The following is a 12,239-nucleotide window of genomic DNA, read 5'->3' on the forward strand; positions in this document are numbered from 1 at the left end:
CACGCTCCAGCTTGGTAATAGGGGTCTTGGGGCAGGGCCAGCGATTCGTTGGGCAGCCTTCTCCGGTCGCCCTGGAGAAGTGGCGGTGTTCACAACTGCCCGTTGTGAATTGCCTCCAATGAGTGTTTCTCTTCGCTCCGGGCTGTGAATAGTGTCGAAGTTATGAGAACCCCGTCACATTGTGGCGGGTGATGAATCAGCCGCAACGAGGCGGCATGAAGGCCAGGAGAGTACCTAAGATGAGAAGCGCTATGGCGACAAGGCCCTGCAAATGCCGCGCCGCCCTGGACGGTGATGACTTTGGTCAGTTGCAAGCCCGGCAACGGAGGCATGAGGCCGATGTGCAGGGCGAGTCTCCAGTCCGGGCGCTCAGGTCATGACCGGGACGATGTTCGAGAAGATTCTCGACAAGCACCGCGTGGCCGGCAGCGGGGAAGTTCCTGACCGGTTGTACGTTGACCTTCATCTCGTTCATGATCTGAGCCCGCAGGCTTTCGCCGGCCTGCGCAGCAAGGGCCGCTCCGTTCGCCGAACAGACCTCACCTTGGCCACCGCGGACCACGGCGTCAGCACGAGAGGACTCGGAGGTCCGGGAACTGCCCTTACGAACCAGCTGCAGGCCCTCCAAGGGAACTGCAAGGACTTCGGAATTCCGCTGTATGGCATGGGATCAGCTGGCCAGGGCATCGTTCACGTCATCGCACCGGAACTGGGCCTGACCCAACCCGGAATGGTGATTGCCTGCGGGGACAGCCACACGCCCACGCACGGCGCCCTGGGGGCATTGGGATTCGGTATCGGAACCAGCGATGTTGAGCATGTTCTCGCGACTCAATGCCTGGTGATGCCGGAGCTGAAGTCGATGCGGGTAAACCTTACCGGGGCACTGCCGGATGGCGTGACGGGGAAGGACCTGGCGCTTGCACTCGTGGCGCACTTCAACGCGGGCGACGCCCGCGGCCATGTCATCGAGTTCCAGGGTGAGGCTGTAGCTCAGTTGACCGTCGAGGAAAGACTGACGCTCTGCAACCTGAGCGCGGAGATGGGCGCCCGGGCAGCTCTCATTTCCCCGGATGAGAGGACCCTGGCCTACCTGAAGGGCCGCCGCCACGCACCTAAAGGGGACCTGTGGGACCAGGCAGTCATGGAGTGGATGCGGACGGCCAGCGATATCGATGCTGTTTTCGACACCGAAGTCGATTTCGATGTCAGTCGCTGCCTGCCTACCGTGACGTGGGGTACCACGCCTGCGATGAGCGTCGGGGTCAACGGACGCGTCCCGCATCCCGAGGAGACCAACAATCCCGAAGCCGCCCGCAGGGCCCTGCTGTACATGGGCCTCGCGGGCGGAGAAAAGATCTCCGACATTGGCATTGATGTTGTCTTCATTGGCTCCTGCGCTAATGGACGCCTCGGTGACCTGCGTGCCGCCGCCAATGTGCTGGAAGGGCGGCACATCGCCCAAGGAGTGCGGGGACTGGTGGTGCCGGGGTCGCGGGCCGTAAAGCTCGCTGCCGAGGCCGAAGGGCTGGACCGTGTATTCATGGAGGCGGGATTCGAGTGGCGTGAACCCGGATGCTCGATGTGTCTGGGCATGAACGATGACATTCTTGGTCCGGGTCAACGGTGTGCCGCCACGAGTAATCGGAACTTCGAAGGCCGCCAGGGCCCCGGCGGCCGGACCCACCTCGTCTCACCGCGGATCGCGGCTGCGACGGCTCTTTCAGGGCGCATTGCCGATGTTGAGCGTGCAGCATGATGCGCACCACGATCGCCGGACGGATGGTCCCGCTGGACCGTGACGGCGTGGACACGGACACGATGATGCCACAGGAATTCCTCAAGGGAACCGACATGGAAGGATTCGGCAAAGCCGTCTTTCATCACTGGCGCCAGTCCGGCCAAATCCCTTTGGACGATCCGGTCCGGGCCGGTGCCCGCGTCCTGGTCGCCGGCCGGAATTTCGGAATCGGATCCTCGCGAGAGCATGCGGTGTGGGGCTTGGCGCAATGGGGCTTCGAAGCGGTGGTCGCCGTCGAATTCGGCGACATCTTCGCCAGCAATTGCGTCAAGAACGGGATCGCCCCCATCGCGGTGCGGGAAGAAGAGTGCCGGGACCTCCGCCAGCTCACCGAGTCAGATCCGCTCGCACCAGTGACCATCGACCTGTGGGGATGCCGCCTGTGGGCCGCCGGCATATCGGCTTCCTTCACCCTGGCACCGATTATCCAGAGGATGCTGATTGAAGGCCTGGACGAAATAGCCCTGACAGAGACCCTGCTCGACTCGATCGAAGCATACGAGCGAGATCGGCCGCCTTGGGAGCCCACAACTTCAGCTCTAGAGCGAGGCCCCGAGAACCCAGGGATGAAAACAAGGGTGCCTCTGCAGGGTCTGCCCGGCACGCCCCTGCCAGCCGGACGGCCGGAGCGAAGCGGCACTAATCATGCGGCGCCAACCGCCACCAAGAAACGAAACTCAGAGGAGCAGTAATGGTCAACGTTGTGAGCAGCAGGGCAATCGTGGGGGTACTTATTCCCTCAACGAACACAGTCGTCGAACACGACTATTCAATAATGCGGCCCGAGGGCGTGACCTTTCACTACAGCCGCTGCTATGTCGAAGAACCGGACCTCTCCACCGACCAGGGCGTGCAGGACTTCATCGACGCCCTGGGCCAAGCCAACGACGTCGCCATCCGCAACGTCCTGACGTGCAAGCCCTCCTTCATCACCATGGGCATGTCAGGGGAGACGTTCTGGGGCGGAGCGGAAGGCAATGAGGCGTTCGAAAAGCAGATCTCGACAACGGCAGGGCTTCCCATCAGCACAGGCGCCAGCGCCGTCCGCGCGGCTCTTGAGGCGTACGGCGCCAAGAAACTGGCCTTCGTCAGCCCGTATCCGCCCATAGTCAACGAACACGTGATCCGCTATTTCAACGACCACGGCTACGAAGTAACGGCCGATCACGGACTCGGTATTCAGTCCGCAACTGCCATTGCCGAGGTCACCGAAGACACACTGGCCAAGGTGCTGCTGGAACTGAACGAAAGTAACCCGGACGTAATCGTCCAGGCCGGAACGAATCTGTCGATGGTCCGGCTCGCCGCGGCCGCCGAACGCTTCCTCGGCAAACCCGTCATCGCCATCAACACCGCCTGCGTATGGCACACACTCCGTCAACTGGGCATCAATGACCAGTACAGCGGATTCGGCTCACTGCTTAGCGACCACTAATCCTCCCGTCCACACCGAATTATCAGAACAACGAGGTTATTGACATGACCGACATCCTGGAAGAAAACAGGTCCTCGCTCTCGGCTGTCTGGCAGCCGATCCAAATCGGGCCGATGCGCCTTAAGCACAGGGTCATCGTGCCGGCCCGCATCCTCAACTGGGCGCCGGACAACATCCTGAGCGACCGGCACCTGAATCACTACAAGCACCTGGCCGAAGGCGGCACGGCGATGATCGTGACCGAACAACACGCCGCCTACCCGACGGCCAAAGGTTCCTTCCACAACGGGTGCACGGCCTGGGAAGAACGAGCCATCCCCGGCTTCCGGAAAATGGCGGAAATCCTCCACGCCCACGACGTGCGCGGAGTCGTCCAGCTCTACGGCACAGGCGTGCACGACAAGGGCACCATGCTCGTCGATGAATGGAAGCCTCTGTGGGGCGTGTCGGAACTGCCCTCGGTCGCGCACAGCGAATCGCCCCTGGTCATGGGCCAGGCAGAGATTGACGTCATCATCGACGGATACGCCAAGTCAGCGGAGAACGTGCGCGAAGCAGGTCTTGACGGCGTGGAAATCCACGCCGCCCACGGCTACCTCCTGTGCCAGTTCCTCAGCCGCGTGTACAACAACCGCACCGACCAATACGGCGGATCCATCGAAAACCGGTGCCGCCTGATCGTCCAGATCGGCCAGGAAATCCGCCGCCGGGTAGGTAACGACCTCGCGATGGGAATCCGACTCTCCTATGACGAGTTCATCGGACCGGCCGGAATCACCCCCGACGAGGCCGACGAATACGTCAAACTGCTCGTCGGCACAGGACTGTTTGACTACTTCAGCATCAGCGCAGGCAACTACTACACCCTCGACCAGACGGTCGCGCCCCAGGAACAAGAGGACGGCCACCTTGTGCCGTTTGCCCGGCGCGCAAAGGAGCTCATCGGTGAACGCGCAGCGGTGTTTACCGTCGGGCGTTTCCGCGACCTGCACCTTGCCGAAGAGGTCCTCAAATCCGGAGCAGCGGACATCGTCGCAATCGGCCGCGGCCAGCTTGCCGACCCGGAACTGATAAAGAAGACCCGCGAGGGACGCGAGCACGAGATCATCAAATGCACAGGCGTGAACGAGTGCGTCGGCAGACTTTGGGACGGCGCGGAAGTCATGTGCATGATGAACCCGGTCACCGGCCGGGAAGGACGCTGGGGCACACTTGACCGCGTCGCCCCCGCGGACGCCAAGCGCGTCCTCGTCGTCGGCGGCGGACCCGCCGGAATGAAGGTCGCCTCCGTGGCCGCCCAGCGAGGCCACCTGGTCACACTGGTGGAGCGGGATAACAAACTCGGTGGTCACCTGAACCTGCTGGGCTCCTTGCCCAATCAGGAGGGCTTCAACATCGCCACCGACGACCTCGTCCGGGCAGTGAACAACGCCGGCGTCGACGTCAAGCTCAACACGAACGCCGACCTGGCCTTCATCAACGGCTTCGCACCCGATGAAGTCTTCATCGCCGAGGGCGCCAGCTTCGCAGACTCGGGCATGAGCCTGTGGACCCCCGGACTGGAACAGCTTCCCGGAGCGGAAGGCCCCTCGGTCTCAGCCATCGACGTCGCCGTCCGCAAAGTACAGGCGGACGGGCCGAAATCGCTCGGTGACCGGGTAGTGATTGTCGACGAGTCCAGTACCACCATGCCCTTGGCCCTGGCCGAGGTACTTGCCGCCGCCGGAGCCAAGGTTACGATCATCACTCCGCAGCTCATGGTGGGTCACGACGTGCTCAAACGCGGCGAATTCACCTGGCGTCTGCCTGCCCTGGCCAGCAATGGAGTGGAAATGATCGCCCAGCGGGTCGTGCAATCCTTCGACGGCACCAATCTGTTGACATCTGATATGTGGACCCGGCAGGAACATGTCATCGAAAACGTCTCCGCGGTCATCCTGTCCATCTACCGGAAGTCCAGCACTGCTCTGTTCAGTTCGCTCGCCGACGCGCCCTACCCGGTAAGGCGCATTGGAGACGGCCTCGCGCCCCGCAAGATGCAGGCCATCATCTATGAAGCCGAAGAAGCGGCACGCTCCATCTGAGCGATTCCGCAGGCGCAGCTCGAGAGTCAGCATGGGCGCAGACGACCCGCGCCCATGCTGAGTTATTGGAGGTAACTTTGCCCCGCGCTTCAGACTGCGGGATGATCCATAACAGCGACCTCGACCGCGTTGCACATCCTCTATCCGGCCAATGCATCCGCTGACCGCACGCTTAAGGAGGCGGCCTATGGAGATCCGACACCTTCGCGCGTTCGTTGCGGTCGCGGAGGACCTGAATTTCACCCGGGCAGCCAGCCGCCTCTTTCTCGCCCAGCAAGCCCTCAGCAGCCAGATCCGGCAGCTGGAGGACGAGGTCGGAACCCGCCTCTTTGACCGGACGACACGGAAAGTCGAACTTACCACCGCGGGCGAAGTCTTCTATTCCCGGGCCACCAGGATTCTCGAAGCCATCGAGGAAGCCAAAGCCGTCGCACGAAATGCCGGACTGGGGGACGGCGGGCACCTACACCTCGCCTACTCGCACTCACTCGGCATCGAATGCCTTCCACAGATTCTCGACGAATTGCACGTCCAAGCACCACAGGTCAACATCACCGCCGCGGTCACGTTAGCGGATCAGGCAATCTCCGGGCTCGCACGAGGGCAGTTCGACCTCGTCCTCGTGCGCAGCCCGATCCTTCCGGCCTCCATTGAGTCAGTTCTGCTCAGACGAGAAGTCCTCGGCGTGATTCTCAGCGCCAAGCATCCGGCAGCCGCCGACACCGAAATTCACGTCGATCGGCTCGCCGAAACAACGATAGTGATGTGGCCCCGCGGACATTCACCCGGATACGCCGACCTCGTGTTGGGGGCATTCCCTGCGCACGACACCGCCGGCCGGGTCCGTGTTTACGAAACCTTCACACATGGCGGCTTCCTCGATGACCGTAGGTCCCTGGAGGAAATGCAGTCCGGCAGGGCATTCCAAGTGGCGTTCGAAACCCAGTACCAGCCCCTCCCTGAAGGTTTTGTGTGGCGCCCGCTCAAACCCGAGCTATATGTGCCCGTTGAACTGCTCCACCGCGAGGGCCCGCTGACCCCTGCACAGCGCACTTTCATCGAAATCGCGCGCGAAGTGTCCCGCCTCAACGGATGGCTGGATCACGAGAGCGTCCCTCCGTCCCGGGATTGACAAACTCTGCAGGTCAAAAGACTCAAACGGATGTTTCCCATGGACGAATTTCGGTCATAGCGTTTTTCGTAGATCGGTCTGTCGTTCCAAAACATAAGGTGGTGAGCCAACACATGACAAAAGCCACGCTTGCCCAGTCAGAGGCGTCCAAGAACCCGGTCTCCATGGGCCACTTCGGTAGGGAGCTGGGCCCCGGCCGGAACTACGCCGTAGTTGTGGTGGACTTCCAAAACGGATTCACTGATCCTGCCAGCCCTCTCGGCGCAGACCTGTCAGCCGAGTTGGCTGAGACCCGACGACTGCTCAACGTTGCCCGGATGGCCGGCAGACCCATCATCTTCACCGCCGTCGCCTACGAGCCAGACGGGTCAGACGTTGGCCTGTGGGGTTTGAAAGCGCCCAAGATAGCAACGCTGGTCCTCGGCAGCCAAGACGCCGCACTCGACGAACGACTGGGCCGCCGTGATGACGAACCCCTGATGATCAAGAAGGGCGCTTCTGCCTGCTTCGGCACCAACCTCGTGTCCCTGCTCACCCAGGAAGGAATCGACAGCGTTGTCCTCGTCGGGACCTCGACGAGCGGATGCGTCAGGGCCACCGCCGTGGATCTCTTCCAGTACGGGCTACGCGTATTCATCCCCGCCCAGGCAGTCGGAGACCGTGATCCCGAAACACACCGCTCATCACTGCAGGACATGAACCTCAAATACGCAGACGTAATCAGTGTTGACGTCGCAGCCAACTACCTCACCAGGCACTGACCGAAGCGATCCGGCGGACCTGAGCCAAGACAACTGGAGACCCGCATGCATATGAATACCCGCGTCCGCCCTGGCGACGCACTCGCCGACCAGCTCAATGACGGCCTCGTCTTCGCGCCCGGATGCTATGACTGCCTCTCAGCGGCCGTTCTCGAAGGTGAAGGAGCCCCCGCCATTTTCGTATCCGGAGCCGGAATTGCCGCCAGCTCAGCCGGGCTTCCCGACCTCGGTCTTACATCACTCACCGAACTTCTCACCTCGGCGGGCAACATCATTGCCCGCTCCGCCGTGCCCATCATTGTTGACGGCGACAACGGCTTTGGCAACGAACTCAACACTGCACGGACCGTGGAAGCCATCGGAAGACTTGGTGCCGCCGCAGTAATGATCGAAGACCAGGTATTCCCCAAACGGTGCGGCCACCTCGAGCAAAAAGCCATCGTCTCCCGCGATGAGTACGAGCGCAAACTCAGGGTCGCGTTAGACATCTGCGATGAATTCGGGATGCTCCTCATAGCCCGCACCGACTCCCTCGCCGTAGAGGGCATAGAGGAGTCAGCGGCCCGCGTCGAATTGGCCCACGACCTCGGAGCCCATATCACCTTCGTCGACGCGCCGAGAGACCAGTCGGACGTCGAAAGGATCGGAGGCCTTCCCGGCATGAAGATGTACAACATCGCAACAGGCAGTTCCACACCGTCACTGCCGTTTCGGGACCTGCACGACATGGGATTCAACTTAGTCATAGAACCCTGTGTCTCTCTCTACCCCGCCATCGATGGAATCCGGCGAGCCTACCGATCCGTAGTCGACGCCGGAAGCGCAGCGCCCCTGAAGTCGTTCGGGATGAAGCCACGCGACATCTTCGAGTCGGTAGGCCTGAACAGCTGGCTCGAAATCGATGGGGCCGCATCGAGAAGTGCGCGCAGCGGGCGTTGAAGGCATCGACCAAGTCCTGCCCACCTTCCGGCATCAGGAGAGCCGCAGAATTGATTTCCGCCGCGTACCGGATGGCGGGCACATGACCCTGCACAACTACACCAGCTGGAGCCTGCTCATCGGGACCAGCGTCGAAATCCGCTACAAGGGCCGAACACTCCGAACCGGAATTGTGGAAGACGCCATGCCCGACTCGTCAACCCTTTGGATCGCGCAGCACGGCGTGCAGCCAAGGAAACTGTACGAGGCCTCCCTTGGCTATCAGGCATGGGTTGAACCTCAACAACTCTTAGGGCCGCTCAGCTACCGAGCGGCGTGCCCGGATGCTCTACACGGGCGAAGCTGATCACTGGCGTTGGGGCCAGCCTCCCCAATCGAGAGAGCACCAGAAATCGAGACACGAGAAGGTTAGACCCATGAAACCCACTATTGACTTGCCAATCGCATTCACGGCGACCGACCGCACCGGCATGGAACGCCAACTCGACGAAGCCGTGAGCGTCGCCAGGACACTGGCCATGCACGAAGGGCGTCTGGGAATTCTGGTCACAAGGCATGACTGTGATTCCTTTACGGTCGACCTGAGTGATGCCGTGCCCTTCGGGCTGACCCTCGAACATCAGGACTGGTGACCCAACCACGGCAGGGCTGATAGTCGGACGCCAACAACCTAGGTTGTCTTACGGCTATTGGTGACCCTTTCCGTAACCCCCCGCAAACTGACATCAAACCCTTCCGGGCAGCAGCTTGCCATATTCTCCATTATTGGTGTTTCAGAGTGTGTTCCGAGGTGTGTTTTAGCCCTTGATTCAATGGGCCTTTTCGTGGGATCATGAACTATGACTGCAGTGACAGGCGCCCGCGGCGGGCTGAAGGCGCACCAGGATTCCATCCGGCTGGCCGACGACGTGCTGGTCCGGGATCTGAGGGACCTGCTGGGTGCGAAACTGGTCGCGTACATCGGGTCAGTGAAGGAAACCCGGGCCGTCCGGCAGTGGGCCGACGGGGAGCGGAAACCCTCCGCCGACGTGATGCACCGGTTAAGGACCGCCTACCACGTGGCCGCCCTGCTGGCGGAGCGTGATTCCCGGGCCGTGGTGCAGGCCTGGTTCCAGGGCATGAACCCGCAGCTGGACGATGTCCCGCCGGCGCGCCTGCTCCGCGACGGCCAGCTGGACGACGCCGGCTCGCAGGTGCTGGCCGCGGCACGCGCGTTCGCGGCCGCAGGCTGATCGGTGGTTTTTGCACAACTGACCGCGGCCGAGGCCGCCGGTAAGGTCTGGCGTGTCGGCTTCCGCCCGGAACCGTGGGCATGGAGCGGCTGGGAATGGGCCACCGACGGACGGTTCCCGGGCCGGTGGGACGACCTCCACGGCAACTTCCGCACCATCTACGCCGGCTCCTCCCTCCTATCCGGGGCCCACATCCGTGAATCCTTGTAGGCGTCGAAGCACCAATAGTCCACCAGGACGGCTCCGTATCTGGCTGCTATGTCGCGGACGCGCTGGTTATAGAGGGTGTTGCGCTTCTTGAAGGGCTCCAGGACGGCGGACACCTTCACATCGAAGCCAGTGAACAGCACCAACGTAGCGCCGGTTCCGCTCAACCGCGCGACGAGCAATTCGTAGTCATTCAGGAGCGCATCCATGTCGGTTCCAAAATCCAGGATGTCGTTACCGCCGGCATACAGAGTGATCAGCGTCGGTTCCATGGAAAGCGCCGGCTCAAGCTGTTCGTCGATGACGTGCCGGAGCCTCTTGCTGCGCACAGCCAGGTTGGCGTACTCCCAGCCGGGCTCGGCCTTGGCCAACTTTTCGGCCACCCGGTCGGCCCAGCCACGGACCCCGTTGGGCAGGACCTTGCTTGGGTCCCCCACGCCTTCGGTGAAGGAATCCCCCAAGGCGACAAACCGCCGTCGTACGTTCTCCCCAGCCACCACCTGCCCGACGCTACCGCCGCGCGGTTAAGTGCGAGCCAACCCCAAGTGAACTCGGGAAAAGGGATGTGAGAGAGCGTCGGCCGGAAGCAGGAGGGATGTGATTGAGCATCGGCCGGAAGCGGGAGGGATGTGAGAGAGCGTCCGCCGGAAGCGGGAGGGATGTGAGAGAGCGTCGGGAAGGCGGTTGGCGGGCATCCGGCAGCGCGCGTCTTAGGGAGGAACGACCGAGCGCGCAGAGGATGGCCGCCAAGCGGCCATCCAGCCGGGAGCATCAGCCTTCCGCTTTGCCCCGACGCCAGTACCCCATGAACGCAACCTGCTTGCGGTCGATACCCACATCCCGCACCAGGTACCGCCGCATCTCCTTGATGACGAATGCCTCGCCGGCGATCCAGGCGTAGAACGGCAGCGCGCCGGCGGGCAGCGTGGGGTTCTTGGTGGCCTCGATGGCTGCGGCGTCCATGCGTTGCGGGGTTTCCCAGAGGATGTCCTGATCCACATTGACGTCTTCGGGCTCGGGGCCCGCGGCCGTAGCGGCGCCCTTGAGGCCTACCCAGCCGGGCACAGGAACTGCTTTGGCCACGGCTTCCTTGAGGAGCTCGCCGTGCGGACGGGATCGCCCAATGGCAGCACCCCGGGCCAGCCACGTGATTTCGATGTCGGCCGGGGTGGAGATGTCCTGGAAATCCGCTGCCGAGGGCACTTCGAGGAACGCATGGCCGGTCATGTCGGCGGGGAGGCTTTCGAGGATGGCGCTGATGGCCGGCACCGCGGTTTCGTCGCCCGCCAGCAGGACACGTTGGGCGAGGCCGGGACGCCATTCGATCCCACCGTAGGCACCAGCTGTGGTGCACTGGGCTGCCCGGTTGTTGGGCCCGATGATGGTGATCGCGTCGCCGGGCTTCGCGGCAACGGCCCAGTTGGCCGCGGGGCCGCCGTGGCCGTCGTCGTCGAAATGCATAACGAAGTCGATGTCGATTTCGGGGTACACGGCGTCGAGCCGTTCGGAGCGGACAGTGTAGGTGCGCATGTCACCGCGGACGGCGGGATCCATGGCCAGCCATTCCCGGTACCAGCCGGCTTCTTCCATCTTGAAGGGAGGCAGCGGAATTTGCTGCCCGGTGGCATCGAAGGATGGAATCATCAGCTTCACGCGCAGATCCAGGGTGTCCCCGGCAACGCCGAAGTCACGCAGGGAGTAACCACCGAACGTGATGCGTCGGAAGTTGGGGCTCAATTCCTGCACTGCCGTCACGGTGACGTCGAAGGCGAGGGTCATGGGCTCCACGGCGGCACTTGCCGCGGCCTGTGTCGGTTGTGCACTCATGAGGCGATCTCCAGTTCCTTGGTTGCTGCGGGGCGTGCGTGGTGGCGTCCGATGGGGACGATCAGCGGTGTGCCTGAAATGGGGTCCGGAACCACTCGGGATTCCAGGCCGAAGACGTTAAACACGAGTTCCTCGGTCACCACAACAGGGGCTGGGCCTTCGGCCACGATGCACCCGCCCTTCATGGCGATGACGTGGTCTGCGTACCGGGCGGCGAGGTTGAGGTCGTGAAGCACAATGGCCACCGTGGTGCCTCGGCTGCGGTTGAGGTCGGTAATCAGGTCCAGGACCTCAACCTGGTGCGCAAGGTCCAGATAGGTAGTGGGTTCGTCCAGGAGCAATACGTCGGTTTCCTGGGCCAGGGCCATGGCGATCCACACACGCTGGCGCTGCCCGCCGGACAGTTCGTCGATGCTTCGCTCAGCGAGTCCAAGCGTGTCGGTGGCGTCGAGTGCGCGCTGCACTGCGGCGTCGTCCCTCGCGCTCCAGCTGCGGAAGAAGCCTTGGTGCGGATACCGCCCGCGGCCCACGAGGTCGCGCACGGTGATGCCGTCAGGGGCGGTGGGGTGCTGCGGAAGCAGGCCGAGCGTGCGGGCGAGTTCGCGGGCGGGACGGGTGTGGATGTCCTTACCGTCGAGCGTCACGGTGCCGCAGGCTGGCTTCAGGAGCCGTGAGAGTCCGCGAAGGAGCGTGGATTTGCCGCAGGCGTTGGCGCCCACGATCATGGTCACCTTTCCTTCGGGGATTTCGGTGCAGAGCCCCTCCACTACCTTTCGTTGCTCGTACTGGAGCGTCAGGTCCTGGGCATTGAGGACGGCCAT

Annotated in this window: 12 protein-coding genes and 1 pseudogene; 10 read left to right on the top strand and 3 right to left on the bottom strand. The window is 62.7% G+C overall.

All coding sequences use genetic code 11. The features are described from left to right. The first annotated feature begins 376 nt into the window (after nucleotides 1-376). From leuC to ABHM97_RS00405, 10 genes are all read left to right on the top strand, one after another. The gene (gene leuC / locus ABHM97_RS00360) at nucleotides 377-1,759 is read left to right on the top strand and encodes a 3-isopropylmalate dehydratase large subunit (RefSeq protein WP_253030993.1); all 1,383 of its coding nucleotides are present in this window, start codon (nucleotides 377-379) and stop codon (nucleotides 1,757-1,759) included. Beyond that, on the top strand, nucleotides 1,756-2,493 hold the full coding sequence (leuD, locus tag ABHM97_RS00365) for a 3-isopropylmalate dehydratase small subunit (RefSeq protein WP_253030994.1): 738 nt from the start codon (nucleotides 1,756-1,758) through the stop codon (nucleotides 2,491-2,493). The genes leuC and leuD overlap by 4 nt, the downstream gene beginning before the upstream one ends. Beyond that, on the top strand, nucleotides 2,493-3,236 hold the full coding sequence (locus ABHM97_RS00370) for a maleate cis-trans isomerase family protein (RefSeq protein ID WP_349469163.1): 744 nt from the start codon (nucleotides 2,493-2,495) through the stop codon (nucleotides 3,234-3,236). Before leuD ends, ABHM97_RS00370 begins: the two co-directional genes overlap by 1 nt. A gap of 44 nt (nucleotides 3,237-3,280) precedes the next feature. Further along, nucleotides 3,281-5,320 (top strand): oxidoreductase, encoded by a 2,040-nt coding sequence (locus tag ABHM97_RS00375; protein ID WP_253030996.1) that lies wholly within the window; start codon nucleotides 3,281-3,283, stop codon nucleotides 5,318-5,320. 187 nt (nucleotides 5,321-5,507) lie between these two features. After that, nucleotides 5,508-6,452, top strand: coding sequence for a LysR family transcriptional regulator (locus ABHM97_RS00380; RefSeq protein WP_253030997.1), 945 nt, complete (start codon nucleotides 5,508-5,510; stop codon nucleotides 6,450-6,452). 113 nt (nucleotides 6,453-6,565) lie between these two features. Then, a complete protein-coding gene (locus ABHM97_RS00385; protein WP_253030998.1) occupies nucleotides 6,566-7,213 on the top strand; it encodes an isochorismatase family protein in 648 nt (215 codons plus the stop codon). A gap of 45 nt (nucleotides 7,214-7,258) precedes the next feature. Further along, a complete protein-coding gene (locus tag ABHM97_RS00390; protein WP_253030999.1) occupies nucleotides 7,259-8,152 on the top strand; it encodes an isocitrate lyase/PEP mutase family protein in 894 nt (297 codons plus the stop codon). Between the two features lie 82 nt (nucleotides 8,153-8,234). Continuing rightward, nucleotides 8,235-8,498 carry a hypothetical protein gene (locus ABHM97_RS00395; protein WP_253031000.1) on the top strand — a complete coding sequence of 88 codons (264 nt, stop codon included), beginning with the start codon at nucleotides 8,235-8,237 and terminating at the stop codon, nucleotides 8,496-8,498. Nucleotides 8,499-8,568: 70 nt separating this feature from the next. Next, nucleotides 8,569-8,784 carry a hypothetical protein gene (locus ABHM97_RS00400; protein WP_253031001.1) on the top strand — a complete coding sequence of 72 codons (216 nt, stop codon included), beginning with the start codon at nucleotides 8,569-8,571 and terminating at the stop codon, nucleotides 8,782-8,784. A 207-nt stretch (nucleotides 8,785-8,991) separates the two neighbouring features. Next, nucleotides 8,992-9,384, top strand: a complete 393-nt coding sequence (locus ABHM97_RS00405) for a hypothetical protein (protein WP_253031002.1) — start codon at nucleotides 8,992-8,994, stop codon at nucleotides 9,382-9,384. A gap of 176 nt (nucleotides 9,385-9,560) precedes the next feature. On the opposite strand, the pseudogene ABHM97_RS00410 reads toward ABHM97_RS00405, so the two are convergent. From ABHM97_RS00410 to ABHM97_RS00420, 3 genes and pseudogenes are all read right to left on the bottom strand, one after another. Next, nucleotides 9,561-10,091 (bottom strand): annotated as a pseudogene (locus ABHM97_RS00410) (SGNH/GDSL hydrolase family protein); the annotation flags it as partial. Nucleotides 10,092-10,362: 271 nt separating this feature from the next. Beyond that, nucleotides 10,363-11,418 (bottom strand): siderophore-interacting protein, encoded by a 1,056-nt coding sequence (locus tag ABHM97_RS00415; protein WP_349469164.1) that lies wholly within the window; start codon nucleotides 11,416-11,418, stop codon nucleotides 10,363-10,365. After that, complete coding sequence (locus ABHM97_RS00420) at nucleotides 11,415-12,239, bottom strand: ABC transporter ATP-binding protein (RefSeq protein ID WP_349469165.1); 825 nt, start codon at nucleotides 12,237-12,239, stop codon at nucleotides 11,415-11,417. Before ABHM97_RS00420 ends, ABHM97_RS00415 begins: the two co-directional genes overlap by 4 nt.

The organism is Paenarthrobacter sp. CAP02 (genome assembly GCF_040137855.1).
GTDB lineage: Bacteria > Actinomycetota > Actinomycetes > Actinomycetales > Micrococcaceae > Arthrobacter.

Excerpts from the sequence above, each read along its gene's own strand:
- leuC (WP_253030993.1), top strand. The coding sequence starts at position 377 with ATGACCGGGACGATGTTCGAGAAGATTCTCGACAAGCACCGCGTGGCC.
- leuD (WP_253030994.1), top strand. The coding sequence starts at position 1,756 with ATGATGCGCACCACGATCGCCGGACGGATGGTCCCGCTGGACCGTGAC.
- ABHM97_RS00370 (WP_349469163.1), top strand. The coding sequence starts at position 2,493 with ATGGTCAACGTTGTGAGCAGCAGGGCAATCGTGGGGGTACTTATTCCC.
- ABHM97_RS00375 (WP_253030996.1), top strand. The coding sequence starts at position 3,281 with ATGACCGACATCCTGGAAGAAAACAGGTCCTCGCTCTCGGCTGTCTGG.
- ABHM97_RS00380 (WP_253030997.1), top strand. The coding sequence starts at position 5,508 with ATGGAGATCCGACACCTTCGCGCGTTCGTTGCGGTCGCGGAGGACCTG.
- ABHM97_RS00385 (WP_253030998.1), top strand. The coding sequence starts at position 6,566 with ATGACAAAAGCCACGCTTGCCCAGTCAGAGGCGTCCAAGAACCCGGTC.
- ABHM97_RS00390 (WP_253030999.1), top strand. The coding sequence starts at position 7,259 with ATGCATATGAATACCCGCGTCCGCCCTGGCGACGCACTCGCCGACCAG.
- ABHM97_RS00395 (WP_253031000.1), top strand. The coding sequence starts at position 8,235 with ATGACCCTGCACAACTACACCAGCTGGAGCCTGCTCATCGGGACCAGC.
- ABHM97_RS00400 (WP_253031001.1), top strand. The coding sequence starts at position 8,569 with ATGAAACCCACTATTGACTTGCCAATCGCATTCACGGCGACCGACCGC.
- ABHM97_RS00405 (WP_253031002.1), top strand. The coding sequence starts at position 8,992 with ATGACTGCAGTGACAGGCGCCCGCGGCGGGCTGAAGGCGCACCAGGAT.
- ABHM97_RS00415 (WP_349469164.1), bottom strand. The coding sequence starts at position 11,418 with ATGAGTGCACAACCGACACAGGCCGCGGCAAGTGCCGCCGTGGAGCCC.
- ABHM97_RS00420 (WP_349469165.1), bottom strand. The coding sequence starts at position 12,239 with ATGGCCGTCCTCAATGCCCAGGACCTGACGCTCCAGTACGAGCAACGA.